The sequence below is a fragment of the Streptomyces cacaoi genome (assembly GCF_006539165.1).
Taxonomy (GTDB): domain Bacteria; phylum Actinomycetota; class Actinomycetes; order Streptomycetales; family Streptomycetaceae; genus Streptomyces; species Streptomyces cacaoi.
Window position 1 is genome coordinate 108,030 of sequence record NZ_BJMM01000014.1, and the last position, 26,075, is coordinate 134,104.

The 26,075-nt window shown below is 72.0% G+C and carries 23 protein-coding genes and 2 tRNA genes; 5 read left to right on the forward strand and 20 right to left on the reverse strand.

Going from position 1 to position 26,075, the window contains the following annotated elements; translation table 11 throughout:
* Positions 1–72: 72 nt before the first annotated feature.
* The 6 genes from SCA03_RS16030 to SCA03_RS16055 form a co-directional block, all read right to left on the reverse strand.
* Positions 73–963, reverse strand: coding sequence for a class E sortase (locus SCA03_RS16030; RefSeq protein WP_371863950.1), 891 nt, complete (start codon positions 961–963; stop codon positions 73–75).
* Between the two features lie 231 nt (positions 964–1,194).
* Positions 1,195–2,631 carry a class E sortase gene (locus SCA03_RS16035; RefSeq protein WP_141275460.1) on the reverse strand — a complete coding sequence of 479 codons (1,437 nt, stop codon included), beginning with the start codon at positions 2,629–2,631 and terminating at the stop codon, positions 1,195–1,197.
* Positions 2,628–3,281 carry an aminodeoxychorismate/anthranilate synthase component II gene (locus tag SCA03_RS16040; RefSeq protein WP_086814743.1) on the reverse strand — a complete coding sequence of 218 codons (654 nt, stop codon included), beginning with the start codon at positions 3,279–3,281 and terminating at the stop codon, positions 2,628–2,630. The genes SCA03_RS16035 and SCA03_RS16040 overlap by 4 nt, the downstream gene beginning before the upstream one ends.
* The gene (locus SCA03_RS16045; protein WP_030886070.1) at positions 3,278–3,478 is read right to left on the reverse strand and encodes a hypothetical protein; all 201 of its coding nucleotides are present in this window, start codon (positions 3,476–3,478) and stop codon (positions 3,278–3,280) included. The genes SCA03_RS16040 and SCA03_RS16045 overlap by 4 nt, the downstream gene beginning before the upstream one ends.
* A 120-nt stretch (positions 3,479–3,598) precedes the next feature.
* Positions 3,599–4,375 carry a class E sortase gene (locus SCA03_RS16050; RefSeq protein WP_141275461.1) on the reverse strand — a complete coding sequence of 259 codons (777 nt, stop codon included), beginning with the start codon at positions 4,373–4,375 and terminating at the stop codon, positions 3,599–3,601.
* Positions 4,376–4,446: 71 nt separating this feature from the next.
* Positions 4,447–5,184 (reverse strand): DUF881 domain-containing protein, encoded by a 738-nt coding sequence (locus SCA03_RS16055; protein WP_030886065.1) that lies wholly within the window; start codon positions 5,182–5,184, stop codon positions 4,447–4,449.
* A gap of 105 nt (positions 5,185–5,289) precedes the next feature.
* Here SCA03_RS16055 and crgA point away from each other — a divergent pair, with 105 nt between their 5' ends.
* Positions 5,290–5,550: a cell division protein CrgA gene (crgA, locus tag SCA03_RS16060; protein ID WP_030886062.1), complete on the forward strand. Its 261-nt coding sequence runs from the start codon at positions 5,290–5,292 to the stop codon at positions 5,548–5,550.
* A gap of 255 nt (positions 5,551–5,805) precedes the next feature.
* On the opposite strand, the gene SCA03_RS16065 is transcribed toward crgA, so the two are convergent.
* Positions 5,806–6,732 (reverse strand): rhomboid family intramembrane serine protease, encoded by a 927-nt coding sequence (locus SCA03_RS16065; RefSeq protein WP_086818031.1) that lies wholly within the window; start codon positions 6,730–6,732, stop codon positions 5,806–5,808.
* 145 nt (positions 6,733–6,877) lie between these two features.
* The gene (locus tag SCA03_RS16070; protein ID WP_030886056.1) at positions 6,878–7,405 is read right to left on the reverse strand and encodes a peptidylprolyl isomerase; all 528 of its coding nucleotides are present in this window, start codon (positions 7,403–7,405) and stop codon (positions 6,878–6,880) included.
* Positions 7,406–7,611: 206 nt separating this feature from the next.
* Between SCA03_RS16070 and SCA03_RS16075 the strand changes: the two genes are divergently transcribed.
* The gene (locus SCA03_RS16075) at positions 7,612–8,412 is read left to right on the forward strand and encodes a DUF5324 family protein (protein ID WP_158102355.1); all 801 of its coding nucleotides are present in this window, start codon (positions 7,612–7,614) and stop codon (positions 8,410–8,412) included.
* 104 nt (positions 8,413–8,516) lie between these two features.
* On the opposite strand, the gene SCA03_RS36810 is transcribed toward SCA03_RS16075, so the two are convergent.
* The gene (locus tag SCA03_RS36810; RefSeq protein ID WP_268932869.1) at positions 8,517–9,263 is read right to left on the reverse strand and encodes an STAS domain-containing protein; all 747 of its coding nucleotides are present in this window, start codon (positions 9,261–9,263) and stop codon (positions 8,517–8,519) included.
* Positions 9,264–9,560: 297 nt separating this feature from the next.
* Between SCA03_RS36810 and SCA03_RS16085 the strand changes: the two genes are divergently transcribed.
* Positions 9,561–11,132 (forward strand): hypothetical protein, encoded by a 1,572-nt coding sequence (locus SCA03_RS16085; protein ID WP_086818032.1) that lies wholly within the window; start codon positions 9,561–9,563, stop codon positions 11,130–11,132.
* A 122-nt stretch (positions 11,133–11,254) separates the two neighbouring features.
* Here the strand turns inward: SCA03_RS16085 and SCA03_RS16090 are convergent.
* Positions 11,255–11,327 (reverse strand) — tRNA-Ala (locus SCA03_RS16090).
* Positions 11,328–11,457: 130 nt separating this feature from the next.
* Between SCA03_RS16090 and SCA03_RS16095 the strand changes: the two genes are divergently transcribed.
* Positions 11,458–12,009, forward strand: coding sequence for a DNA-binding protein (locus SCA03_RS16095; protein ID WP_030886045.1), 552 nt, complete (start codon positions 11,458–11,460; stop codon positions 12,007–12,009).
* 237 nt (positions 12,010–12,246) lie between these two features.
* On the forward strand, positions 12,247–13,686 hold the full coding sequence (locus SCA03_RS16100) for a serine/threonine-protein kinase (RefSeq protein ID WP_086818065.1): 1,440 nt from the start codon (positions 12,247–12,249) through the stop codon (positions 13,684–13,686).
* Positions 13,687–13,698: 12 nt separating this feature from the next.
* Here SCA03_RS16100 and SCA03_RS16105 read toward each other — a convergent pair whose 3' ends face one another.
* The 10 genes from SCA03_RS16105 to dnaN all read right to left on the reverse strand — a co-directional run bounded on the left by SCA03_RS16105 (position 13,699) and on the right by dnaN (position 25,568).
* Positions 13,699–15,018 (reverse strand): hypothetical protein, encoded by a 1,320-nt coding sequence (locus SCA03_RS16105; RefSeq protein ID WP_141275462.1) that lies wholly within the window; start codon positions 15,016–15,018, stop codon positions 13,699–13,701.
* Positions 15,019–15,260: 242 nt separating this feature from the next.
* A complete protein-coding gene (locus SCA03_RS16110) occupies positions 15,261–15,395 on the reverse strand; it encodes a DLW-39 family protein (protein ID WP_019356762.1) in 135 nt (44 codons plus the stop codon).
* Positions 15,396–15,643: 248 nt separating this feature from the next.
* Positions 15,644–15,717: transfer RNA gene (locus SCA03_RS16115), tRNA-Ile, on the reverse strand.
* 105 nt (positions 15,718–15,822) lie between these two features.
* Positions 15,823–16,422 (reverse strand): DUF3566 domain-containing protein, encoded by a 600-nt coding sequence (locus tag SCA03_RS16120; RefSeq protein WP_078873879.1) that lies wholly within the window; start codon positions 16,420–16,422, stop codon positions 15,823–15,825.
* A gap of 18 nt (positions 16,423–16,440) precedes the next feature.
* Complete coding sequence (gyrA, locus tag SCA03_RS16125) at positions 16,441–19,074, reverse strand: DNA gyrase subunit A (protein ID WP_030886032.1); 2,634 nt, start codon at positions 19,072–19,074, stop codon at positions 16,441–16,443.
* Positions 19,075–19,184: 110 nt separating this feature from the next.
* Complete coding sequence (gene gyrB, locus SCA03_RS16130; protein ID WP_030886029.1) at positions 19,185–21,302, reverse strand: DNA topoisomerase (ATP-hydrolyzing) subunit B; 2,118 nt, start codon at positions 21,300–21,302, stop codon at positions 19,185–19,187.
* A gap of 311 nt (positions 21,303–21,613) precedes the next feature.
* Positions 21,614–22,198 carry a DciA family protein gene (locus SCA03_RS16135; RefSeq protein ID WP_030887968.1) on the reverse strand — a complete coding sequence of 195 codons (585 nt, stop codon included), beginning with the start codon at positions 22,196–22,198 and terminating at the stop codon, positions 21,614–21,616.
* Positions 22,195–23,310: a DNA replication/repair protein RecF gene (gene recF / locus SCA03_RS16140; RefSeq protein WP_030886024.1), complete on the reverse strand. Its 1,116-nt coding sequence runs from the start codon at positions 23,308–23,310 to the stop codon at positions 22,195–22,197. Before recF ends, SCA03_RS16135 begins: the two co-directional genes overlap by 4 nt.
* A gap of 75 nt (positions 23,311–23,385) precedes the next feature.
* The gene (gene gnd, locus SCA03_RS16145) at positions 23,386–24,264 is read right to left on the reverse strand and encodes a phosphogluconate dehydrogenase (NAD(+)-dependent, decarboxylating) (RefSeq protein ID WP_030887960.1); all 879 of its coding nucleotides are present in this window, start codon (positions 24,262–24,264) and stop codon (positions 23,386–23,388) included.
* Between the two features lie 173 nt (positions 24,265–24,437).
* The gene (dnaN, locus tag SCA03_RS16150) at positions 24,438–25,568 is read right to left on the reverse strand and encodes a DNA polymerase III subunit beta (RefSeq protein WP_030886019.1); all 1,131 of its coding nucleotides are present in this window, start codon (positions 25,566–25,568) and stop codon (positions 24,438–24,440) included.
* Between the last annotated feature and the right edge of the window lie 507 nt (positions 25,569–26,075).

Below are 26,075 nucleotides of genomic sequence, written 5' to 3' on the forward strand. Positions count from 1 at the left end.
TCGGACGGACCACTCACCGGTGACCCCGTGCGGTCCGTCCCCTCGTGCGAAAAGCCGCCGGGCCCCTCGGCTTCAGCGCAGCTCGGCCGGGGGCGTGCGCTTGCTGTCCACGTCCTGGGTACGCACCAGTTCGCCCCACACGATGTAGCGATGCCGGGAGGTGTAGACGGGGGTGCACGTCGTGAGGGTGATGTAGCGGCCCTCGGTCTTCTTGCCGGACTCCTTCGGCACCGGGTCGAGCACGTCGACGTTGTACTTCGAGGTCTTCGGCAGCGTCTTGTAGACCTTGTAGACGAACCAGGTGTTCTTCGTCTCGAAGACGATCGGGTCGCCCTCGTGGATCTTGTCGATGTTGTGGAACCTGGCGCCGTGCCCGTCGCGGTGCGCGGCCAGCGAGAAGTTGCCCGAACGGTCCTGCGGAAGCGCGGACTTGACCGGTTTCGTGTAGTACCCGGCGATGCCCTGGTTCAACTCCTTCGGGTCGGTGCCCTTCTTGACCAGGATCTCGCCCGAGGTCATCGACGGCACGTGCAGGAATCCGATGCCGTCCTTGGTGTCCAGCGCGCCCGGCCCGCCGGAGTCGCCCGCGGCCCAGTGCTCGCGCACCCGGTCGCTCTCCTTCCGGGCCTCGCGGTCGGCTATCACATTGGTCCACCACAGCGAGTAGACGACGAAGAGGCCCAGCACCAGCCCGCCGGTGATGAGCAGTTCGCCCACGACCCCGACAACGGCAGCCACCCGCCCCCGCGTCCCCGCCCCGGCCCGGGCCCCTGCATCAGCCTCCGCCCCGGCACCGGCCCGTGCGTCCTCGCTCTTGCCCTCGTCCCCGTCCTCGTTGCCCTTCGCGTCCGGGCCGGGCTCCGCCTCCGCAGCCTCCGCAGGCCGCAGGTCGGACCCCGCCTCCGCACCTTCCGCAGCACCCGAGCCGGGCTCCGCCTCCGCGCCCTCACCGTCCCCCTGCACAGACGCAGTCACGGGCTCAGGCGCGGACTCCGGCTCCGGCTCCGCCTCCGGGCGCTCCTCGGGCTCCTGGGCGCGCTCCGTCGCGTCCTCGGGCCCGCGCTCCTCCGGGCCGGTCCCCCGCCTGCTCTTCGTCACTCTTCCGCCGCCTTCGCGATCTCGCACTGGGCGCCACGCTCGTGCGCGTGGCGCTGGGCCCGCCCGTACCGGACCGGCCCGGAGCCGTCCGGCCGGTCAGTCGACGAGAGCGTCCGGCTTGCCCTCGCTGCGCGGACGCTCGTCGACCATCCTCCCCCAGACGATCAGACGGTACTTCGAGGTGAATTCGGGGGTACAGGTGGTCAGCGTGACGTACCGGCCGGGACGCGTGAAGCCGGACTGGGCCGGAACCGGGTCGATCACGCTCGTGTTGGACGGTGACGTCGACGGCAGCTGCCGGGTGACCTTGTAGGTGTAGTACTTCGACTGGGTCTCCACGACGACGGTGTCGCCGGGCCCCAACTTGTTGATGTACCGGAACGGTTCGCCGTGTGTGTTGCGGTGTCCCGCGAGCGAGAAGTTGCCCTGCTCGTCCCACGGCATGGCCGTCTTGAGCGGCTTCTTCCCGTAGTGCCCCACCATCCCCTTGTCGAGCACCGCGCTCTTGGACACGCCCTCGGCGATCGGCGCGGAGATCCCGATCTTCGGGATGTGGATGATCGCGAAGCCCTCACCGGGCTTGAACGCCCCGGGCCTGCGCTCGGGATCCACCGACTTCTTCGGCTTCTTGTCGCCCCACTTCTCCTGGAGCTTGTCGGTGGCGCCCCCGGCCTGCATACCGGCCCGCACATTGGTCCACCACACCTGGTAGACGACGAAGAGCAGCATCAGTACGCCGAAGGTGATGAACGCCTCACCGAGGAAGCGGCTCGCGATGATCCCGGGCCCCGGCTTCTGCGCCCGCGCCGCCCTGCGTGCCTCCAACCGCGAGGGCCCGGGCGGACGTTCGGTACGCGGCCCGGCAGGCAGCGGCTCCCCCGCCGGGCCCCCGACCGGGCCGCGGCCGGCGGCACGGCGCGCCAACTCCTCCCGCCGCGGCCGCCGCAGCCCGACCGTCCCCCGGTCCTGCCCGGCGCCCGGTGGCGTCCCGTACGCCGGAGGGGCGGCCTCCCGCGCCGGAGCGGCCGACCGCGCACCGGCCTGCGGCACGGGGTGCGGCACGGCCTGCGGCGCGGGCCGGGACGCCGGGGCGGGCGCGCCCTGCCCGGCGGGCTCGGGCACCCGCTGCGGGGCCGACTGCGGGGCGGGCGCGGGCTGTGGCACGGGATGCGGTGCCGGCGCGGCCCGCTGCGGCCCCGGCGCCGGCGCGGCCTGCTGGACGGGCGGGGGCTCGGGAAGGGGCGCGGGATCCCGGACAGGTTCCGGGTCCGGGTCCGGGAGCGGGTCGGGCTCGCGGACCGGCTCGAACGGGCCCCGCTCGCGCGGCTCCTGAGCGGCCGGAGGCCGCGCCTCCTGCTGCGCCCGGAGGCCCGGCTGCGGGCCGGGCACCGGGATCGGATCGTTCAGCGGATCGTCGAGCGCGTCGACGGCGGCCCGGTAGGCGTCGCGATCGGGGTAGGGACCTCCACCGTACGGAGGGCCCCCGTCGGGCCCGCCGTACGTGCCGTCGTGCTCCGGGGGCCCGGAGGTCACCCCGTGACCGTCCCCAGACCGGCCGCGCCCGGCACCGCCGCGAGGCCCGTGGAACGCTCGACGGCGCCCCGGTCGCCGCAGTCGGCGAGCCAGTTGGCGAGCATCCGGTGACCCCACTCGGTGAGCACGGACTCGGGGTGGAACTGGACGCCTTCGACGGGCAGTTCGCGGTGCCGCAGCCCCATCACCAGGCCGTCGTCCGTCCAGGCGGTGACCTCCAGCTCGTCCGGCACGGGGCCGGGCGCGACCGCGAGGGAGTGGTACCGGGTGGCGGTGAACGGCGAGGGCAGCCCGGTGAAGACCCCCGCGCCCTCGTGCAGCACCCGGGAGGTCTTGCCGTGCAGCAGTTCGGGCGCGCGGCCGACGACGCCGCCGTAGGCCACGGCCATCGACTGCATGCCCAGGCAGACGCCGAAGACCGGCACCCCGGCCGCCGCGCAGTGCCGCACCATGTCGACGCACACCCCGGCCTCCTCGGGGGTGCCGGGCCCGGGGGAGAGGAGCACCCCGTCGAAGCCCTCGTCGGCGCGCGCGGTGACGATCTCGTCGTTGCGCACGACCTCGCACTCGGCGCCCAGTTGGTAGAGGTACTGGACGATGTTGAAGACGAAGCTGTCGTAGTTGTCGACGACGAGGATGCGCGCGCTCACGCCGCGCCCCCCACGGCCGTCGCACCGGCGGCCGGCGCCGCGCCGTCCACCGTCACGTCGTTGAACGGCAGCAGCGGCTCCGCCCACGGGAAGACGTACTGGAAGAGCAGGAACACCACCCCGGCCACCAGCACCAGGCAGATCAGTGCCCGCACCAACGCGTTGCCCGGCAGATGCCGCCAGATCCAGCCGTACATCCCGCGATGCCGTCCTCTCTTCTCCGGTCCGCCCCGGTCTTCTCCGGGCCCCTCCGGGCCACCTCGACGCCTGTGCCGGCGAGGCCGGTACGCCGTTCGGGCCTCACCCAGAGTACGGCGTCAACGGGTCAGCGCGTCCGGCTTCCCCTCGGACGCGGGACGGACGGCGTCCAGGTGTGCCCATGCGATGAGCCGGTGGCTGCTGCCCCACTCCGGGTCGCACGTGGTGAGGGTGAGGTAGCGGCCGGGCCGGTCGTAGGGCGCGGCCGCCTTGTCCAGCGGGTCCGGCACGGCGTCGAGCACCCCGGTGTCGGTGGGCAGGGTGCGGTAGGGGCGGCGGGTGATCGTGTAGGTGAACCAGGTGTCCCCGTCGGTGACGACCACCGGGTCGCCGGGCCGCAGCCGCGGGAAGTCCTTGAACGGGTCACCGTAGGTGCGCCGGTGTCCCGCGACGGCGAAGTTCCCCTCGGCACCGAGGTGATCGCTGCGGGTGTAGTGGCCCAGCCCCTTGCGCAGGGTGCCCTCCGCGGTGTTCTCCAGCACGGGCTTGGCCCAGTCCCGCCCGAAGCGGGGGATGTACATCACGGCGAAGGAACGCCCGTCCACGTACGGGCGCGCGGCAGCGGGCTGTTGGCCGCCCGCGCCCCCGTCCGCCCCGGACTGCGCCTCGTCGCCCGCCCCGCCGCCCTTGCCGGCCTGCGTCCCGCTGCCGCCGCCGGAGCCCTGCGAAGTGCTGTGTCCCGCCCACTCCTTGCGCAGGTGCGCGATCTCGCTGTCGGAGGCGCTGTCGGCCCGCACACCGGTCCAGTACAGAAGGTGGACGACGAACAGGACGATCAATACGCCCACGGTGATGCACAGTTCGCTGAGACTCCGTACGACCGTTCGTAACGCCACTGCCGTCACTCCCCACCGCCGGGGCGGCCCGGACGCCGGGGCCGCCGGCCGCCCGGCCGCCGAACGGCTCGCTACCGCACGGGTTCGGCCTGTTGGAGATCCACTGTGCCGGAGTAGCCGGGAAGAGTCACCGCCTTGTGCTCGTCGACTTTCCAGCCGAGGCCGTAAGCGTCCACGTACTCCTGGTAGTTCTTGATCGCGGGAGCGGCGTCGAGCGCCTGCCGCAGCTTCCCGGGATCGCCGACGGCGGTGACGGTGTACGGCGGCGAGTAGACGCGGCCCTGGAGGATGAGGGTGTTGCCGACGCAGCGCACCGCGCTGGTGGAGATGAGCCGCTGGTCCATGACCTTGATGCCCTTCGCGCCGCCCTTCCACAGGGCGTTGACGACGGCCTGGAGGTCCTGCTGGTGGATCACGAGGTCGTTGGGCTGCGGATCGGGCAGCCCCGGCACCTTGGCGGTGGCGTTCGTCGGGGCGTCGTCGAGGGTGACGGACAGCCCGGAGCCGCGCACCTTCTCCAGCCCGGCGTTCTTCTCCAGCCGGTGCAGCCGCCGCTTGTCCTCGGCGGTGCTGCCGTCGTCGCGCTGGGCGAGGGCGTCGACCTGACGCCGCAGCGCCGCGGCGGAGTTGTCGAGCTCGGCGTTCTTGCGGCTGCGGTCCTGGATGAGGTCGGAGAGGCGCAGCATGGAATCATCGCTGCGCAGGTTCGTGCCTTGCGCGGTGTTGAAGCTGACCCAGAAGATGAGTCCCGCCAGGGCGAAGACCCCGATGGCGGCCAACCGCGCAGGCCGGATGAACGATCTGGTCACCGTACCCTTGTCTCCCTCCGCCCTGGGAAACCACTACGCTAACGGACCACCCTTCCCGTGGGCCGTACGGCGGTCAGCAGCGCAGCATCGACAGGAGAACCTCTCGTGCCGAAGTCACGGATCCGGAAGAAAGCGGACTACACGCCTCCGCCGGAGAAGAAGGCCACGAACATCGACCTCCGCGGGGGCGGCCGCCGCTGGGTGGCCCCGCTGATGCTGGCGCTTTTCGGGATCGGCCTCGCCTGGATCGTCGTGTTCTATGTCACAGACGGCTCCCTGCCGCTGGACCCGCTGGGCAACTGGAACATCGTCGTCGGCTTCGGCTTCATCGCGGGCGGCTTCGTGGTCTCCACCCAGTGGAAATAGAAGTTATCCACAGGCTGATCCACAGCCTTGGATAACTCACAAGATCTGTGGATAACTTTCTGGACGTTGACGCCGATGTGACCGGGGCTGTTTTGTGAAGCCCCTGGTCACAGGCTTCTCACCACAGAAAACGCACACGTGGACGACCGTCTCCGCGTGCGGGCCACACCGTGCACAAGATCCCCTGCACGCTGTGGACAACTCTCCGCCGGGCGCCGCCCGGGGCCCTTCCGCTGCCGCTGCCGGCCCGGCCCGTCAGGGCGTCAGCTGCGCCGTCCGCACCACCAGCAGCACGATCACCACGGCCAGGACGAGCGCGAAGGCGCCGTACTGCACCAGCCGCCGACGACCGCGCGGCGCGTGCACCATCGCGTAGGCCAGCACCGCCCCCGCGACCAGACCCCCTATGTGCGCCTCCCACGCGATGTTCTTCCACGTGAACGTGAAGACGAGGTTGATCGCGAGCAGGATCAGGATCGGGCGCATGTCGTAGCGCAGCCGGCGCATCAGCACCGCCGTCGCCCCGAAGAGCCCGAAGATGGCGCCCGAGGCGCCCAGCGACGCCTGCTGCGGCGCGGCCAGCAGATAGGTGACGGCCCCGCCCGCGATCCCGGACAGCAGATACAGCCCGAGGTACCGGACCCGGCCCAGCGCCGCCTCCAGCGGCGGACCGAGGAACCACAGACCCAGCATGTTCATCGCGACGTGCCAGATCTCCTGGTGCAGGAACATCGAGGTGACCAGCCGGTACCACTGGCCCTCCGCGACGCCCTCCAGCGGGCCGTACGCCTGGGTGATCGCCTGCCCGAACAGCAGCGTGCGGTCCAGCAGCGGCCCGCCGACGATCTGCACCGCGATGAAGACGGCCACGTTGATGCCCAGCAGCACCTTGGTGACCAGCCGGGTGTCCGAGGAGAGCCGGCCGCCCGCGAGCGTCCGCGGCTCCGGCGCGGCGGCCGGATGGCCCGTGCCCGAACCGGACTTGACGCACTCCGGGCACTGGAACCCCACGGAGGCCGGAATCATGCAATCCGGGCAGATCGGCCGGTCGCACCGGGTGCACCGTATGCCCGTCTCACGGTCGGGGTGCCGGTAGCAGTACGCGGGCGCGGCCGGATCCGGTCTCCCGTCCGCCGGCTGCCCGGGACCAGGGCCCCCCGGCGGCCCGTCCTGCTCGTTCATCCGCCCCTCCCGGACCGTCCTCGTCTTGCGGACCGCCCGGTGCGGGCGCCCCGTTCGCACCTCACTGCCACGCGAACCCTCGTGTACCGGCGGGCGGAGCCGGGCGGCGTCCCTGGACGCGCGCCGGCTCCGCGGCCCGGCCGCGTCAGCGGCGCTCGATCACCACCGACTCGATCTTCACGTCCTCCAGCGGACGGTCGGTGCGCGGGTTGGTGGCGGTGCCGCCGATGGCGTCGACGACCTTCTTGCCGGCCTCGTCGGCGACCTCGCCGAAGATGGTGTGCTTGCCCGTCAGCCACGTCGTCGGCGCGACGGTGATGAAGAACTGCGAGCCGTTGGTGCCCGGGCCGGCGTTCGCCATGGCCAGCAGGTACGGCTTGGTGAAGGCGAGATCGGGGTGGATCTCGTCCTCGAACTCGTACCCGGGGCCGCCGGTGCCGTTGCCCAGGGGGTCACCGCCCTGGATCATGAAGCCGCTGATGACGCGGTGGAAGACCGTGCCGTCGTACAGCTTGGCCGTGGACTTCTGGCCCGTCGACGGGTCGGTCCACTCACGGGAGCCCTCGGCGAGCTCGACGAAGTTCTTGACCGTCTTCGGCGCGTGGTTGGGGAAGAGCTGAACCAGGATGTCGCCTTGGTTGGTCTTCAGGGTGGCGTAGAGCTGCTCGGCCACGATCTACCTTCCGTCTGTCTGCCTGGACTCCCCCGATCCTCCCACGGACGCAGGAGAAGCCGGGCGGGCCTGTGGATAACCCGGATGAGCACCCTCACATGCCAGGCGGGCCACATCTAGGCATGATCTTCAAATCGGGTGGAAAACGACTTCTGTCCTCCGTTCTCCGGAGAGACGCCCAGGGACCCACCGAGGAGGAGGAACCCGTGACCCGCATGGACAGCGTGCGCGCCGCGACCTGCACAGCGAAGGACAGTGTGCGTCACGCCGCCGAGAAGGCGGCGCCCCACGCGGGCAACGCCAAGGACACGGCAGCGCGTTACGCGCTGGAAGCACAGGCGCGGCTGGGGCCCAAGGTCTCGAAGGCCGCCCGGCAGGCCCGCTGGTCGGCCCGGGAAGGCTACGACCAGTACCTCGGCCCCCGGGTGGAGCGCGCCCGCGAGGCGCTGCCCGCCGAGGTCGACCGCGCCGCCTCCCGCGCGGCCCACGAGGCCCGCCGCGCCGCCGAGCGCGCCGCCGCGTACGCGGGCCCCCGCCTGGAGAGCGCCGTGGAGGACGTCCGAGCCGCGGCCGGGCCCGCCCGCGAGGAGGCCGGGCGGCGCGGTGCGGCCGCCGTCGCGGCGCTGCGCGGCGAGGTGACCGTCGAGGAGATCGAGAAGCTGGCCCGGCGCCGCCGGCGGCGCGCCCGCACCGGCCGCTTCGTGCTGCGGATGGGCCTGGCCGGGCTGCTGGCCGGCGGGGCCTACGCAGCCTGGCGCTGGTGGGACCGGCAGGCGAACCCGGACTGGCTGGTCGAGCCACCGCCCGCCACGGAGGTCGGTGACCCCTCGCGGCTGACCTCCGTCAACGGCTCGGCGGCCGACACCGCAGCGGCCGAGGCCGGACGGCCCGACCCCGCAGCGAACGCGCCGGCGCCCGCCGGCTCCGAGGACGACACCGCCGTCCTCGGCACGGACGCCCACGCCGAGCAGACCGGTGCGGAGGCGGAGAAGCGCCGCGAGAAGTGAGCACGGCGCCGCCGTCCGGCCGGTGAGCGGACGGGCCGGCGCGGAGTGCACGCGCGCCGGATTCCGCGACCGGCGGGAGGCCGTACGTCGAAGGGGCGGGAGACTCAGGTCTCCCGCCCCTTCGACGCGTCCGGCGGGCCCACCGCCGCCGCACCCGGCATGCCGCCCCCACCGCCGCTGCCGACGCGACCCTCCGTGCCGTCCGCCCGGACGTCCACCGGAGCGCTCTCCCGGACGTCCGCGCGGCCTCCGTCGGCACCGGCACCTCCGGCTCCGTCCCCGTCTCCGGCGGCCTGCGTACCGGCGGCGGAGACGGCGTCGGAACCGGAATCGGAATCGGAGTCGGAGTCGGCGCCGTCCTCAGCGGCAGCGTCCTCGATGGCCGCGTCCTCGATGGCCGCGCTCTCGATGGCCGCGTCCTCGGTGGCGGCCTCGTCCTGCACGTCCTCGATGCGGGCGACCGGCGCCAGCACCGTCGCCAGGCCGGTGATGCGCAGCAGCCGCAGGATCCGCCGGTCGTCGCAGACCAGCGTGAACCGGCCGCCGCCCGCCAGCACCCGGTCCCGGACGTCGACGAGCAGGGCCAGGCCGCTGCAATCGATGAACGTGACCTGGCGCAGGTCGGCGACGAGATGACCGCGGGAAGCGCCGCCGGCCGGGCCGGTGAGCGCCCGCAGCCGGGGCTCGGCAGCGACGACCACCGCCAGGTCGATCTCCCCGTGCAGCTCGACGAGCACGCGGCCCCGTTCCGTGCGCGAGCTCACCGTGCCGCCCGGTCCGTGGTCGAGCAGGGGTGTGCTCGGGCACGGCGCGGAGCCGTAGGCGGTGAGGTGGCCTGTCATCGGTGCCATTCGTCTGACCTTGTGTCCCTCGGGGTTCCGGAAGGCCGACGGCGCACGGCCGGTGCCCGTCAGGGGCTGGAGCCCGGGATTCCGCGGGCGGAGCCCGGGATGCGGAAGTCGGCGGTGCCGGCGCGCCCGAAGTCGGCGAGCAGTGCGCTCAGGGGTTCGGAAAGCGGCCCGTAAGCATAGGCAGCGTCAGCGGGGGTGGCGCTGCGCCACCCTTTCCCCGTCATCCGATCGAGTGGAAAGCCAGCCTTTCGCTTGCGCGCAGCGGCCCGTCCGTAACCACAACTCGTTACCGAGACCATGAGCACCGAGTACGACGGAACGACGGCACCGTCCCCGCACGCCGGCGCCGTCGAGCCGGCAGCGGACCCGGGCTGGCCGCTGGTGGATCCCGACCGCGATGTGCGTCTGCTGCCGGACGGGACGGGGCACGGCCGCGACGCGGCGGCGGTGCGCGCCGTGCGGGCGGGGTTCGAGGAGGTCAAGGCCCGGGTCGTCGCCGAAGGCGTGTGGAAGGCGGAACCGGCGCGGGGCCGCGTACGCGAACCCCTCCATGCGCTTCCCGCACTGGCCGCCCTGCACCCGCTGGCGGAACCGGTGCTGCGCTACCGGGTGGAGACCCTCGTCAGCTGTCTGCAAACCCTCGTCCGCCGCTACCCGTACGACGCGGAACTGCGCGACTTCCTGGGCGTTCCCGCCGCCATGGACGCCGTCGTACACGCGTACCGGGAAGCCGCGGCGAGCGCGGGGAAAGCCGAGGGCGCCGCCGCGCACCGGGAAACCACCGCAGCCGACCGGGAGAACACGACAGCTGACGGAGAAAACGCCGCAGCTGACGGAGAAGACGCCGCGGGGCCCGCCGTGGACCTGTGCCGCCTCGATCTGCTCGGCAGCACCCTCGGCACGGTGCGCGTCCTGGAGTTCAACCCCAGCTGTCCCGGCGGACTCCTCTCCGCCGGGATGCTCGGCCGCTTCTGGCGCGAATCCGCCGCGGCACCGGCACTGGAGCACTGGCAGGTGCCCCCGGCCCCGATCGAGTACCCGGCCTGGTTCGCGGACTGGCTGCTCGCGCACGGCCGGCGGCATGGTCTGGAGCCACCGCATCTGCGCAAGGTCGGCCTCTTCCGGCCGCCGGAGGGCACATCGTTCGAGTTCGGGCTGATGGCGGCACAGCTGCGGGCGCGCGGCAGCGAACCCGTCGAGGCCGACCCGGCGGACGCCGCCGCCGTGACCGCGCTCCGCCTCGGCTACCTCAAACATCTGCCCGTCGAGGGCGGGCCCGCCGACACCTGGCACACCTTCCACGCACAGCTGCGCCGGTTCGCCGGACGCCCCCCGGTTCCCGCGCTGGTGGTGCCCAACCTGCCGGCCGAACGCTGGGTCGCCGAGAACAAACTGTGCATGGCCGTCCTCTCCGACCCGCGCTTCCGCCGGCTGTTCCCCGCCGCGTGGCGGTGGTCGCTGGACGCGCTCGTCCCCTGGAGCCGCAAGCTCGGCGACGGGATCACCCCCGCCGAGGCGGTCGCCGAACGCGCCCGGCTGGTGCTCAAAGCGCCCTACAGCTGCCGGGGCCGCGCCGTCGTCATCGGCGCCGACACCCCGGCCGACGAGTGGGAGCGCACCGTGCGGTCCCTCGGGCACCGGGGCTGGCTGGTGCAGGAGCAGGTGAGCGCGGAACGCCTCACCTCGGACGAGGAGCCGTGCCACCGCGATCTCGTGGTGCCCGTCCTGGAGGGGCGCGTCATCGGCTACGGCAGCCGCATGAGCCAGGGCCACCTCCTCAACACCGCACGCGGCGGCGGCACCCCGGTCCTCTACCCGCCCCATCCGCTGCCCTTCCCACCGCACGACGAGGGCCGGGAGAGCGCGTAACAGCACACGGCTGCGGCAGCTGCTCCGCCGCGCACGTCGAGGCCGCCCGTCCGCGTCGGCCGGGCGGACGCAAAGAGCCCCTCCGGGCCGCGTATACGCAGGCCGGAGGGGCTCTGTCGACGTGGAGCCAAGGGGAGTCGAACCCCTGACATCTGCCATGCAAAGACAGCGCTCTACCAACTGAGCTATGGCCCCGTCGCGCACCAGGGTACCGGCTCCCGGAGCGGAATTCCGACCGGGTATCGCCCCGCCCCTGTCGGCCTCCGTAGGATGCTCGGGAAGTTCGCTCAAGCGAAGACCTCCAGGGGAGCCCACGGGAGTCGGGATGGACGCAGCAGCACAGGACGCCACCGCGAAAGCGCGAGAGCTCCAGAGCCAGTGGTACGGCGAGCCGTTGGGGGTTCTCTTCCGTCGGCTGATCGACGATCTGGGACTCAACCAGGCACGCCTCGCGGGCGTGCTCGGACTGTCCGCTCCTATGCTTTCGCAGCTCATGAGCGGGCAGCGCGCAAAGATCGGAAATCCGGCCGTCGTGCAGCGGGTGCAGGCGCTCCAGGAGCTGGCCGCCGAGGTCGCGCGCGGTGATGTCAGCGCGGGCGACGCGACCCAGCGCATGGAGGAGATCCGGCGTTCCGCGGGCGGCAGCGTGCTCAACAACTCGACGCAGACGGTCTCGTCGGGGCTCGCCCAGACCCCGGTCAAGCGCGTCGTCCGCGAGATCCAGGCACTGCTGCGCTCGGTCTCGGACGCTGCCGACATCATCGACGCGTCCAACGCACTGGCTCCCTCGCACCCGGAACTGGCGGAATTCCTCCGGGTGTACGGCGCCGGACGCACCTCGGACGCGGTCAAGCACTACGAGGCCCACCAGAGCTGAACCCGTCCCGCCGCGGCAGGGGCTCAGGAACGCGGCACGCAGGGGCGGACACAGTGAGCACGGCAAGCACAGCAAGCACGGCAAGCGCAGCAAGCACGGCAAGCGCAGCAACTGGGGGCAACAGGGCGTCGGGGGCCCGGGGGCGGCAGGGGCATCAGGGGCGGCAGGGGCGGCAGGGGCGGCAGGGGCGACAAGGGCAGGGACGCGGGGCCGGGACAGGGGGCGGGCTCAGTCAGCATGGGAGAGGTTTTCGCCGGGCGGTACGAGCTGGTCGATCCGATCGGGCGGGGCGGCGTCGGGAGGGTGTGGCGCGCCTGGGACGAGAGGCGGCAGCGCTATGTGGCGGCCAAGGTGCTACAGCAGAGCGATGCGCACACGCTGCTGCGGTTCGTACGGGAACAGGCCCTGCGTATCGATCATCCGCATGTGCTCGCGCCCGCGAGCTGGGCCGCGGACGACGACAAGGTGCTGTTCACCATGGACCTCGTCGCGGGAGGCTCACTCACCCAACTCGTCGCCGACCACGGCCCGTTGCCGCCGCGTCTGGTGTGCACGCTCCTCGATCAGCTGCTGGCCGGGCTCGCCGCCGTGCACGCCGAGGACGTCGTCCACCGGGACGTCAAACCTGCCAACGTCCTTCTGGAGCCCACGGGCCGGGGCCTTCCGCATCTGCGGCTGTCCGACTTCGGCATCGCCGTCCGGCCGGGCGACGCACAGCTGACCGGAACCGACCATGTGATGGGAACGCCGGGCTACTTCGCGCCGGAGCAGATGTTCAGCGGCGAGGCCGACTTCACCACGGACCTCTACGCCGTCGGCCTCGTCGGCCTGTATCTGCTGACCGGCGTCAGGCCCGACTCCCGTGCGGTGCTGGCCCGTTACGAGCACGGCATGCCCGCGGCGCCGGAGGGGGTTCCCGAGCCGCTGTGGCAGGTGCTCGGCGGGCTCCTCCAGCCGGACCGCGGGCTGCGTTTCCGCACCGCGACCGGCACCCGCAAGGCCCTGGCGGGCGCGGCCGAACTGCTCGGCGGCAGCGGGACGGCCGCCTCCGCCGGAGCGGCCGGTGCCGGGCCGGTGGAGATCGTCGACCGGATCGGCCCGCTGCCCGAGGGCTACGGCCCCGGGGGACCGCTCCACCGCCGCTCTCCCGGCCCCGCCGACAGCTCCCTGCCCGGCCACCACGCCCCGGCCCTGCCGACGCCCGTGCACGGGTCCGTGACGCCCTCACACGGCCCCGCGGCACCCCCGCAGACGCCCTCGCCCCGGCAGGCTCCCCCGGTGCCTCCGCCCGGCCCCTCGACGACGGGCAGCTTCCCCCTGGCTCCGCCGCAGCCGCCGCCCTCGCAGCTGCCGCCCTCGCAGCTGTCGCCCTCGCAGCTGTCGACGCCGCCGCGGACGCCACCGACGCCCGTGCCGTCCGTGAGCGCCCCTGCACACCCGGCCGACCACGGTACCCAGGTCACGGTGCCCACCGCACGCCTCGGCGCCGCACCGCCGCCCGGCGGCCCGGGTCCGGTGCCGGGCTCCACTCCGGGCTCCACACCGGCCCCCGCGCCGGAACCCGCCCGGTCACCGGCCCGGCGCGGCGGTCCGCCGGCGAAGGTCGCCGTGCCGCTGCTGGTGTTCGCCCTGCTGTGCCTCGCGCTGGGCGTCTGGGCGCTCACCGCCGCCTCCTGACGCCCGGCGCGCTCACCGCGGCGCCCGGCCACCGGGCGCCGCAGCGGACCGGCGGCGGGCGGCCAGGAACCAGCCCGCCAGGCCGAGAAGCAGCGCGCTTCCCACACCGATGCCGGTCCAACCCAGCGTGCGCAGCCGGGCGTCGGCGCGTACCTGCCCGGCCGTGCGCCCCGTACCGGCGGCCTTCCGGTCGTCCTCGGCGACGCCGATGCCCGCCGCACGCGCGTCGCCCGCGTACGCGGGGCCCTTCCGCGCCCGCCCCCGTACGTCGATCCGCAGGGTGACCGGGACGCCGCCGGGGAACGGCTCGGCCATGGGCGCGGTCACGGTCACGGCGACGTAGTACCAGCCGGCGAGGTGGGTGCGGGACGCGGCGTCCATGGAGCGGTTCTCGTAGCGCACCGGGTTGGAGTACCGGTCGGCCCTGCTGCCGTTCCCCGTCCAGGCGCGGAACTGCTCGCGGTCGAGCGGGGCGCGCGCCGGGTTGTGGACGTTCAGCCGCAGTCCGGCGGCGACGAGCGGGGGCGGGGAGCCGTCCTTCCGCGCGGCGCCGGGCACTTCGGCGTCCGCGTACAGCCGCTGCCCCCAGTCGACCGGGACCCGGTAGTAGCGGGTCTCGCCGGGGACGAACCGGTCCCGCCACACGCCGTCGCGCACGGCCTCGGCGTCGTCGAAGCCCGTCCCGCCGTGCACGGTGCGCGGGCGGCCCGTCGGCGGGGAGGGACGCGCGTTGTTCTGGTCGGTCTGTTCCTCGGCGCCCGGACGCGGCGCCGGCACGCGCCCGCGTACCGGGGGTTCCTTCAGATAGGAGACCTCGACGGGCCAGGCGTCCGAACGGGCCCCGCCCTCGCGCCGGGTGACGTGCAGCAGATACCGGCCCTCGGCGCGGCACTGCCGGGTGGTGCCGGGGCCGACGATCCGGGAGGTGGCCACGGTGAGCGGGTAGGCGGCCTGCCCGGCCGCGCTCGCCTGGTCCATGTCGCACAGCAGGCCCGAGACGGTGCGCAGTTCGGCCTGGACGCCGTCGGTGGGCGCCGGCCTGCTGCCCGGCTCCGGCACGGCCGTGACGGCGAGGTGCGCGGAGGAGGCGGCGTCCAGGGTGACGGCGTAGAACTTCTCCTCACCGGGCCGGATGCGGTCCGCCGCCAGGCCGGGGCGGAGGGCCGGCGCGTCCGTCTCCTCGGCGGTGCCGCGGACCTCGGCCGCCTCGTCGGAGAGGGCGTACGGGCGGGGCTGCGGCGGCCGGGCCGCGCTCGCGCCGGGTGCCGCCGCCAGGGTCAGCAGGGCCACGACGGCGCAGACCGCCCGCGCACCGCCGCGCCGCCTCGTCACGTCCCCCACCCCGCCCCTCCCGCGGATCGGCCGCCCCAGCGCCGCACGGGCTCCGGGCCCCGCCGAAGGCACCGCGCCCCACAGAGTTTTGCGGCCGCAAGCCGCCGGGGCGGGCGGTGTTACCCAACCGCAACGGCGCGCCCGGCCGGGCGGGACACAGGGAGCCGGGAGGGCCCGGAGACGACACAGACCCCGACCGCTCTCGGCGATCGGGGCCTATGGAGTTCGCTGTTCGCTGCGCTTCACACACCCGAACCTGCGGGCACGGAGTCGGTCGCCTCCGTCCACAGATCCTGCTCGGCGCGGTCCGCCTGGATCTGGCGGTACACGAGGAGGCCGCCGATGGCGGCCAGGGCGACCAGGAAAAGCTTCTTCACCGCGCTACCTCGTCCTTCTTAGACGTTGGGACCTCTCTGGCAGCCGATGATACCGAACGCCCTTCGCAGTCAACGCGGTCGGCCAGCCGGAGATCCGCACCGGACCTGCGCCGATCGCGGCACCCGGAGCACCCGAGCGCCCCCGCCGGCCCGTGCGGGCCCGGGCGGGGCACGGCGGAGCCCGTACAACGAAGAGCGCCCGACCCCTCCGAGGAGGGATCGGGCGCCGGGCCTGTCGGCCTGTGCGGTGCGGCTACCTGGACTTGAACCAGGGGCCTCTTCCTTATCAGGGAAGCGCTCTAACCGTCTGAGCTATAGCCGCGCGCTGCACCGAAAGATTAGCGCACTTCAGCCCGTCTCCCAAAATCGGATCCGGGCCGGGCCCGGAAGGGGAGCCCGCGGGCTGCCCCACCGGGCCCGAAGGCCGCTACTCGTCCTCGGCGAGGGTCAGCTCCACGCCGCCGACGAAGGAGGCGGACAGGTTGTAGATGAAGGCACCGAGCGTCGCCAGCGCCGTCGCCAGGACGACGTTGATCACCGCGATCAGCGAGGTGAACATCAGCACCCGCGGCAGCGACAGGAACGACTCCAGGTCGAAGCCGCCGCCGCCCTCGGCGCTGGTCGCCTCGCTCACGGTGCCGCCCAGGGTGGAGAAGACGCCCATGGCGTCCATCACCATCCACAGCACCGCGACCGCCACGATCGTGCACAGCCCCAGCGCCACCGCCAGCAGGAAGCCGACCTTCATCACCGACCACGGGTCGGCCTTGGCCACCCGCAGCCGGGCCTTGCGGGTCCGCGGGATCGTCCGGGCGCCCGTGCGCGGCTTGCGCACCGCGCCCTGCCCGCCGCTCCCGGCGGAACCGGACGGATCCCCCTCCGGTCCGCCGGCTCCCTTGGCGCCGCCCGTGCCCGACGAGGGAGCCGGGTACGCCTGCGGCGGCCGGTGCGGCTGCCGCTCGGGCTGGGGCTGGGATGCGGGTGGGGACTGGGGCTGCGTCGATGGCTGAGGCTGCGCACCACTCACGCCCTGCTCCTCGTCGTCCTAGTCGGTCTCCTGGGCGGCCGGGTCGGCCTGACCGGAGTCGTCCTGCTGGTCGTCGCCGGGGGCGGGCTCGTCCCCGGTGCCGGGCTGAGCGGCGGCCTCCACTTCCTCGGCCTCGCGGCCGGCTTCCGCGTTGCGGGCGACGCCCACGACCGCATCCTTCTTGCCCAGGTTGATCAGTTGGACGCCCATGGTGTCACGGCCGGTCTCGCGCACCTCGTCGACCCGCGTGCGGATCACACCGCCGCTGAGGGTGATGGCGAGGATCTCGTCCGTCGACTCCACCACCAGGGCTCCGACCAGCGAACCCCGGTCCTCCACGATCTTCGCGGCCTTGATGCCCAGACCGCCGCGGCCCTGCACCCGGTACTCGTCCACCGGCGTCCGCTTCGCGTACCCGCCGTCGGTCGCCGTGAACACATAGGTGCCGGCCCTGACCACGTTCATCGACAGCAGCTCGTCGCCCTCGCGGAAGCTCATGCCCTTCACACCGGAGGTGGCACGGCCCATCGGGCGCAGCGAGTCGTCGGTCGCCGTGAACCGGATCGACTGGGCCTTCTTGCTGACCAGCAGCAGATCGTCCTCGGGGGAGACCAGCTCGGCGCCGATCAGCTCGTCGTCGCGGCCGTCCGGCATCTCCCGCAGGTTGATGGCGATGACGCCGCCGGAGCGGGGCGAGTCGTAGTCCTTCAGCGGTGTCTTCTTCACCAGGCCGGACTTGGTGGCCAGCACCAGGTACGGGACCGCCTCGTAGTCGCGGATCGCGAGGATCTCGGCGATCTGCTCGTCCGGCTGGAAGGCCAGCAGATTGGCCACGTGCTGGCCGCGCGCATCGCGGCCGGCGTCGGGGAGTTCGTACGCCTTGGCCCGGTAGACGCGGCCCTTGTTGGTGAAGAACAGCAGCCAATGGTGCGTGGTGGAGACGAAGAAGTGGTCGACGATGTCGTCCTCCTTCAGCTTCGTCCCGCGCACCCCCTTGCCGCCGCGCTTCTGGGCCCGGTAGTCGTCCGTCTTGGTGCGCTTGACGTAGCCGCCACGCGTGATCGTGACGACGATGTCCTCCTCGGCGATCAGGTCCTCGATGGACATGTCGCCCTCGAAGGGCACCAGCATGGTGCGGCGGTCGTCGCCGTACTTGTCGACGAGGGCCGTCAGCTCCTGGCCGATGATCTCCCGCTGCCGGGCCGGCGAGGCGAGGATCGCGTTGTACTCGTCGATCTTCGCCTGGAGATCGTCGTGCTCCGCGGTGATCTTCTGCCGCTCCAGGGCGGCCAGCCGGCGCAGCTGCATCTCCAGGATCGCGTTCGCCTGGATGTCGTCGATGTCCAGCAGGCCCCGCAGGCCCTCGCGCGCCACGTCGACCGTCTCACTGCGCCGGATCAGCGCGATGACCTCGTCGATCGCGTCCAGCGCCTTGAGCAGACCGCGCAGGATGTGCGCCCGCTCCTCCGCCTTGCGCAGCCGGTAGCGGGTGCGGCGGACGACGACGTCGATCTGGTGGGACACCCAGTGCCGGATGAAGGCGTCCAGCGACAGGGTGCGCGGCACACCCTCCACCAGGGCCAGCATGTTGGCGCCGAAGTTGGTCTGCAAATCGGTGTGCTTGTACAGGTTGTTGAGCACGACCTTGGCGACGGCGTCCCGCTTCAGGACGATCACCAGGCGCTGGCCGGTGCGCGAGGAGGTCTCGTCGCGGACGTCGGCGATCCCGCCGATCCGGCCCTCCTTGACCAGGTCGGCGATCTTCAGCGCGAGGTTGTCCGGGTTGACCTGGTAGGGCAGCTCGGTGACGACCAGGCACTGGCGGCCCTGGATCTCCTCGACCTCGACGACCGCGCGCATCGTGATCGAGCCGCGCCCGGTGCGGTACGCCTCCTCGATGCCCTTGCGGCCCACCACCAGTGCGCCGGTGGGGAAGTCGGGGCCCTTGATCCGCTCGATCAGGGCCTCCAGCAGCTCCTCGTTGGAGGCTTCGGGGTGGTCGAGGAACCACTGGGCGCCGGCGGCGACCTCGCGCAGATTGTGCGGCGGGATGTTGGTCGCCATGCCGACCGCGATCCCCGCCGAGCCGTTGACCAGCAGGTTCGGGAAGCGGGACGGCAGGACCGTGGGCTCCTGGTTCCGGCCGTCGTAGTTGTCCTGGAAGTCGACGGTCTCCTCGTCGATGTCCCGGAGCATCTCCATGGCCAGCGGCGCCATCTTGCACTCGGTGTACCGCATGGCCGCCGCCGGGTCGTTGCCCGGCGAGCCGAAGTTGCCGTTGGAGTCGACCAGCGGCATCCGCATCGACCAGGTCTGCGCGAGGCGGACCAGGGCGTCGTAGATGGAGGTGTCACCGTGCGGGTGGTAGGTGCCCATCACGTCGCCGACGACGCGGGCGCACTTGTAGAAACCCTTCTCGGGCCGGTAGCCGCCGTCGTACATCGCGTAGAGCACCCGGCGGTGCACCGGCTTGAGCCCGTCGCGGATGTCGGGCAGCGCACGGCTCACGATCACGCTCATCGCGTAGTCGAGATACGAGCGCTGCATCTCGGTCTCCAGGCTCACCGGCTCCACGCGCATGCCGGCGGAGGTGTCCACCAGCTCGCTGTCGGCAGCCGGCTGATCCGGGGGTGTGGGGGTCTCATCAGCCATGGTTGAAGATCAAGTCCTTAGTCCCACGCCGGACTTCGTTTCGAGAAGCCCAGCATCTGGGGTGGTGGGTGGGGCGACGGGCGGGCGGGCGGGAAGGAGGAGGACGAGGCTCAGATGTCCAGGAAGCGCACGTCCTTGGCGTTGCGCTGGATGAACGAGCGGCGGGCCTCGACGTCCTCGCCCATGAGGATCGAGAACAGGTCGTCGGCCGCGGCGGCGTCGTCCAGCGTCACCTGGCGCAGCACCCGGTGCTCGACGTCCATCGTGGTCACGCGCAGCTCGTCGGCGTTCATCTCGCCCAGACCCTTGAACCGCTGCACCGAGTCGTCCTTGATGCGCTTGCCCTGCTCCCGGCCGAGCTGGATCAGGCTGTCGCGCTCGGGATCCGAGTAGGCGTACTGCCACTCGTCCCGGCTCCACTTGATCTTGTACAGCGGCGGCTGGGACAGGAAGACGTGCCCGGCCTCGACCAGCGGACGCATGAAGCGGAAGAGCAGCGTCAGCAGGAGGGTGTTGATGTGCTGGCCGTCGACATCGGCGTCCGCCATCAAGATGATCTTGTGGTACCGGAGCTTCTCGATGTCGAAGTCCTCGTGCACACCGGTGCCGAAGGCCGAGATCAGCGCCTGCACCTCGGCGTTCTGCAACACCTTGTCGATGCGTGCCTTCTCGACGTTCAGGATCTTGCCGCGGATCGGCAGGATCGCCTGGTACTCCGGATTCCGGCCGGACTTGGCGGAGCCGCCCGCGGAGTCGCCCTCGACGATGAAGATCTCGCACTTGGCCGGGTCGTTGGACTGGCAGTCCGAGAGCTTGCCCGGCAGGGAAGCCGTCTCCAGCAGGCCCTTGCGCCGCGTCAGGTCCCGCGCCTTGCGCGCCGCGACCCGGGCGGTGGCCGCCTGGATCCCCTTGCGGATGATGTCGGCCGCCTCGTTGGGGTTCCGGTCCAGCCAGTCGGCGAAGTACTCGTGGACGATCTTCTGGACGAAGGTCTTGGCCTCGGTGTTGCCCAGCTTCGTCTTCGTCTGGCCCTCGAACTGCGGCTCGCCCAGCTTGACGGAGATGATCGCGGTGAGGCCCTCGCGGATGTCCTCGCCCGTGAGGTTGTCGTCCTTGTCGCGCAGCAGCTTGCGTTCGCGCGCGTAGCGGTTGATCAGGCCGGTCAGCGCCGCGCGGAAGCCCTCTTCGTGGGTGCCGCCCTCGTGCGTGTGGATCGTGTTCGCGAAGGAGTAGACGCCCTCGCTGAACTGGTTGTTCCACTGCATGGCGACCTCGACGGACAGCAGGCGCTCGGTGTCCTCCGCCTCGAAGTCGATCACCGTGGGGTGAACCAGCTCACCCTTGCGGGAGTTGAGGTAGCGCACGAAGTCGGAGATGCCGCCCTCGTAGTGGTAGCGGACCGAGGTCTGCTTGCCCTCCTCGTCGACGTGGCCCTCGCGCTCGTCGGTCAGCGCGATGGTCAGCCCCTTGTTGAGGAAGGCCATCTCCTGGAAGCGGCGGGCGAGCGTCTCGAACGAGTAGTCCGTCGTCTCGAAGATGTCCGGATCCGCCCAGAAAGTAACGGAAGTTCCGGTTTCCTCCGTCGCCTCGTTCTTCTGCAACGGGGCCGTCGGCGCCCCGAGCTTGTAGTCCTGCGTCCAGCGGTGGCCGTCGGTCTTGACCTCGACGACCAGCTTGGTGGACAGCGCGTTCACGACGGAGACGCCCACACCGTGCAGACCACCGGAGACGGCGTACCCGCCGCCGCCGAACTTGCCGCCCGCGTGCAGCACGGTCAGCACGACCTCCACGGCCGGCTTCCCCTCGGACGGAATGATCCCCACGGGAATACCGCGCCCGTTGTCGTCCACCCGCACACCGCCGTCGGCCAGCAGCGTCACCTCGATGGTGTCCGCGTGCCCGGCCATGGCCTCGTCCACGGAGTTGTCGACCACCTCCTGCACGAGGTGATGAAGGCCACGCTCTCCCGTCGACCCGATGTACATACCGGGCCGCTTACGGACCGCGTCCAGCCCCTCCAGGACCGTGATCGCGCTGGCGTCATACGACGGTTCCTCGGCCGGCGCGCGCCCCGCGACCGGCTCCGGCACCTCCGCCGCCGCCATCCCGTCGGGGCGGGGCGCCGCGTCGGGCACGGACGGATCGCCGTACTGGGAGACGTTGTTGTCGTTCTCGTTCTCGGTGAGATCGCCGGAATCGGCCACGAAGCGCCCTTTCTGGCACAGCACAGGCCGCCTCCTGGGCAATGCGGAGCGGCTGCGTCGTTCGACATGTTCCGCAACAGTGCGGTGGGCCCTACCTCGCGGAGCAACCGCGGTCGCTCCGCCGGACAGGCTCTAGCCCCCCAGTGTACCGGTGGCGGCGATGTGAATGGGGGTTTGGCGGTACCTGAGTCCGCATGTGCCGCCCTCAATCTCCGTGAGCCGACTCCCCATATGCGGTATGGGGTGCCGAGAGGCTCACGACGGCGCTGAGCGCTTCGAGAGGACCCGATGCTCCACGCACTGCGACGACCTCTCACGCACCGCGCGCACCCACCTCACCCGTAGGTGTCACCCGGCCCCTTGCTCCCCGGCGCACGCAGCGGTCCCTGCCCCCTGCGCGGCGCCTCCGGACCCCGCACTTTGATCAACTTCACGGTGCCCTGGCCCAGATCCTCGTTCAGCCGGGCCACCAGCCGCGGCGCCAGCAACCGCAGCTGCGTCGCCCACGCTGTCGAATCGCACCGCACCAGGAGCGTGCGCTCCTCCTCGTCGTACCGCTGCGGCTCGCAGTGCTGCGCGACCTGCGGACCCACCAACTGCGGCCAGCGGCCCATCACCCCGCCCACCGCGGCCGGCGTCTCCCAGCCACGCTCCGCGATCAGCCGGTGCACCGCGGCGCCCAGCGCCATCGGATCCCGCCCGTCCCGGCGCGCACCCGACCGCAACCCGCCGCCGCTGCGCGCCTGCCGCCGCTGCTGCGCCTCGGCACCGCGCGCCCGCGCCTGCTCCCGCGCCGCCCGCAGCGCCACCCGCGCGAGATCCACCCCGCTCGGCTCCGGCACCGGACGCGGCTGCGGCCCCGCCTCACCGGCCTCGCCTGCCTCACCGGGCCCCTGCTCCGCGGGCTGCTCCGCGCTCACCGCTGCGCGACCTCCCCGTCGCCGACGACGAACCGCGCACCGGACAGCGCCGCCGGCACGTCCTCCTCCACGGCGGCCGTCACCAGCACCTGCTCGGCCGGAGCCACCAGTTCCGCCAGCCGCTCGCGGCGCCGCACGTCCAGCTCGGCGAAGACGTCGTCGAGCACCAGCACCGGCTCGTGCCCCTCGCTGCCCAGCAGCTCATAGGCCGCCAGCCGCAGCGCCAGCGCATACGACCACGACTCGCCGTGGCTCGCGTACCCCTTCGCGGGCAACTCGCCCAGCCTGAGCAGCACATCGTCACGGTGCGGGCCCACCAGCGTCACCCCGCGCTCGATCTCCTGCTTGCGCGCCTCACCGAGCGCCCCCAGCAGCCCGGTGTACAGCTCCTCCGGTGACGCACCCGTCACCGGGCCGCGGTACTCCAGGGCCAGCGGGCCGCCGCCCGGCGCCAACTGCTCGTACGCCTTGTCCGCCAACGGCTCCAGCACCGCCAGCAGATCGAGCCGCTGCGCCAGCAACTCGGCACCCACCCGGGCCAGATGCTGGTCCCACACGTCCAGCGTGGACAGATCGACCCCCCGGCCGCCGTGCCGACGGGCCATCGCCGCCGACTTCAGCAGCGAGTTGCGCTGCTTGAGCACCCGCTCGTAGTCCGAGCGGACCCCCGCCATCCGCGGCGCGCGCGCCACCACCAGCTCGTCCACGAACCGGCGCCGCTCACCCGGATCGCCCTTCACCAGCGCCAGATCCTCCGGCGCGAACAGCACACTGCGCACGATGCCGAGCACATCGCGCGGCCTCACCTGCGAAGAACGGTTGATCCGCGCCCGGTTCGCCCGGCCCGGGTTCAGCTCCAGCTCGACGAGCTGCTGCCGGTCGCCCTGCCGCACCTGCGCCCGCACGATCGCGCGCTGGGCGCCGCTGCGTACCAACGGGGCATCCGACGACACCCGGTGACTGCCCAGCGTCGCCAAGTAGCCGACGGCCTCCACCAGGTTCGTCTTGCCCTGGCCGTTGGGCCCGAGGAACGCGGTGACGCCCGGGCCGAGCGGCACCTCGGCCCGGGCGTACGACCGGAAGTCGGCCAGCGAGAGATGGGACACATGCACGACGGCGTGGGCCTCCCCCGGTGCTGTCTGCGGGCCCCCTCACACGGGGCCCGGCGCGGATACGAGCCCTCGACTCTACTTCGCGCCCTCCACGGCGTGGCCGCCGAACTGGTTGCGCAGCGCGGCGATCATCTTCATCTGCGGCGAGTCCTCCTGCTGCGAGGAGAACCGCGCGAAGAGCGAGGCGGTGATCGCGGGCAGCGGCACACCGTTGTCGATCGCGGCCTCCACCGTCCACCGGCCCTCGCCGGAGTCCTTGGCGATGCCGCGCAGCTTGTCCAGGTGCTCGTCGTCGTCCAGCGCCTTGACGGCCAGATCCAGCAGCCAGGAACGGATGACGGTGCCCTCCTGCCAGGAGCGGAAGACCTCGCGGACGTCGGTGACCGCGTCGGCGGCCTCCAGCAGCTCCCAGCCCTCGGCGAAGGCCTGCATCATGGCGTACTCGACGCCGTTGTGGACCATCTTCGCGAAGTGCCCGGCGCCGACCTTGCCCGCGTGCACCGCGCCGAACGTGCCCTCGGGCTTCAGCGCGTCGAACACCGGCTGCACCATGGCCACGTGCTCGGTGTCACCGCCGTACATCAGCGCGTAGCCGTTCTCCAGGCCCCACACGCCGCCGGAGACACCGCAGTCGACGAAGCCGATGCCCTTGGAGGCCAGCTCGCCGGCGTGCTTCTCGTCCTCGTTCCAGCGGGAGTTGCCGCCGTCCACCACGAGATCACCGGGCGAGAGCAGCTCGCCGAGCTCGTCGATCGTCTGCTGCGTGGCCTCGCCCGCCGGGACCATGACCCAGACCACACGGGGGCCGCTCAGCCGGCCGACCAGCTCCTCCAGGCTCGCGACGTCGGAGACCTCCGGGTTCCGGTCGTAGCCGATGACCGTGTGGCCGCCGCGGCGGATGCGTTCCCGCATGTTGCCGCCCATCTTGCCGAGACCGACCAGACCGAGCTCCATCACTGCCCCTTACGGTTTTCCGTTTCCTGCGTTTGGTACTGATTCGACCCTACGCCCGGCGCTGGGCAGAGGTTCTGCGGGCCCGGCGGGGCCCCGGAGACACCGGTGACCCCGCCCGAAGACCCGACCGGTCCGGATCAGCCCGGATCACCGGATCAGCCCGGATCACCGGATCAGCCCGAGAGCCGCACCGGCATGATCAGGTACTTGTACGCGTCGTCCGCCTCGGCGTCCTTCGCCGGACGGCCGCTCAGCAGCGCAGGCTTCGTCGACGTCGTGAAGGAGAGCTGGGCCACGGGGGAGTCGATGGCGCTCAGCCCCTCCAGCAGGAAGTTCGGGTTGAAGGCGATCGAGATGTCGTCCCCGTCCAGATCGGCGTCCACCCGCTCCACAGCCTGTGCGTCGTCGCTGGAGCCCGCCTCCAGCGTCAGCACGCCCTGCTCGAAGCTCAGCCGGACCGGGGTGTTCCGCTCCGCGACCAGGGCCACACGCTTGACGGCCTCGACGAACGGCGCCGTCTCGATCACGGCGACGGAGTTGAACTCGGTCGGGAACAGCGTGCGGTACTTGGGCAGATCGCCCTCCAGCAGCCGCGTCGTGGTGCGCCGGCCGGCACCCTCGAAACCGATCAGGCCCTCGCCCGAGCCGGAGCCCGACAGCGCCAGCGTGACGCTGTCCCCGCTCGCCAGCGACTTGGCCGTGTCCAGCAGCGTCTTGGCCGGCACCAGCGCGACGGAGGACGCCTCGGGCGTCTCCGGCTTCCACAGGAACTCGCGGACCGCGAAGCGGTAGCGGTCCGTCGACGCGAGCGTGACGGTGTCGCCCTCGATCTCGATACGCACACCGGTCAGCACCGGCAGCGTGTCGTCCCGGCCGGCCGCGATGGCCACCTGGGAGACGGCGGAGGCGAACACCTCGCCCGGCACCGTGCCCGTGGCCGTCGGCATCTCCGGCAGCGCCGGGTACTCCTCCACAGGCAGTGTGTGGAGCGTGAACCGGGAGGAACCGCAGACGACGGTGACCCGCACCCCGTCCGTGGAGATCTCCACCGGGCGGTTCGGCAGCGCACGGCAGATGTCGGCCAGCAGCCGGCCGGAGACGAGGACCGTGCCCTCCTCCTCCGTCTCGGCCTCCACCGAGACGCGGGCCGAGACCTCGTAGTCGAAGCCGGAAAGGCTCAGGGCTCCGTCCTCGGCCTTCAGCAGCAGGCCCGCGAGGACGGGCACCGGCGGACGGGCGGGGAGGCTCTTGGCCGCCCAGGCCACCGCCTCCGCGAGGACGTCGCGTTCTACCCGGATCTTCACCTTCAGCCGCCTCCTGCTGCCGCCTTCACACGTGCTGTTGCCGGACCCAGTCTGACGCACGGCGCTGACAGCAGGTGCGGGTGCGGGTCAACTCGGTGCCGGAGCGATCGATGCCCGAGGCGACAAGTTGTGCACAGCCCCCACTTCCAAACGATTCCCGGGCTCTCTATGTGTCGTCGTAGTAGTAGGGCCTGTGGAAACCGTGGAAAAGCTCGTTTCCGCAGCTCAGAGCCGGAATTTTGTCCACCGGGGCTGTGGGCGGAGCGGTGGAGGAACCGGGGGCTTCTGTGGACGCCCGGAAGTTCTGCACAGTGCGCCCACAGGCCGGGGCGACTTCTGCACAGCGGCGCCCACAGTTTTACCCACGTTTCCCACAGCCCAACCCACCGGCTTCGTGTGACCGCTTTCACTCGCTCCGGTGAGAAGGCGCGTTGCGTTGCCGAACAGTGGACAGCTCTGTGGAGAAGCAGGTGAACACTGGGGAAAAGAGCCCTCTTCCTGTGGGCG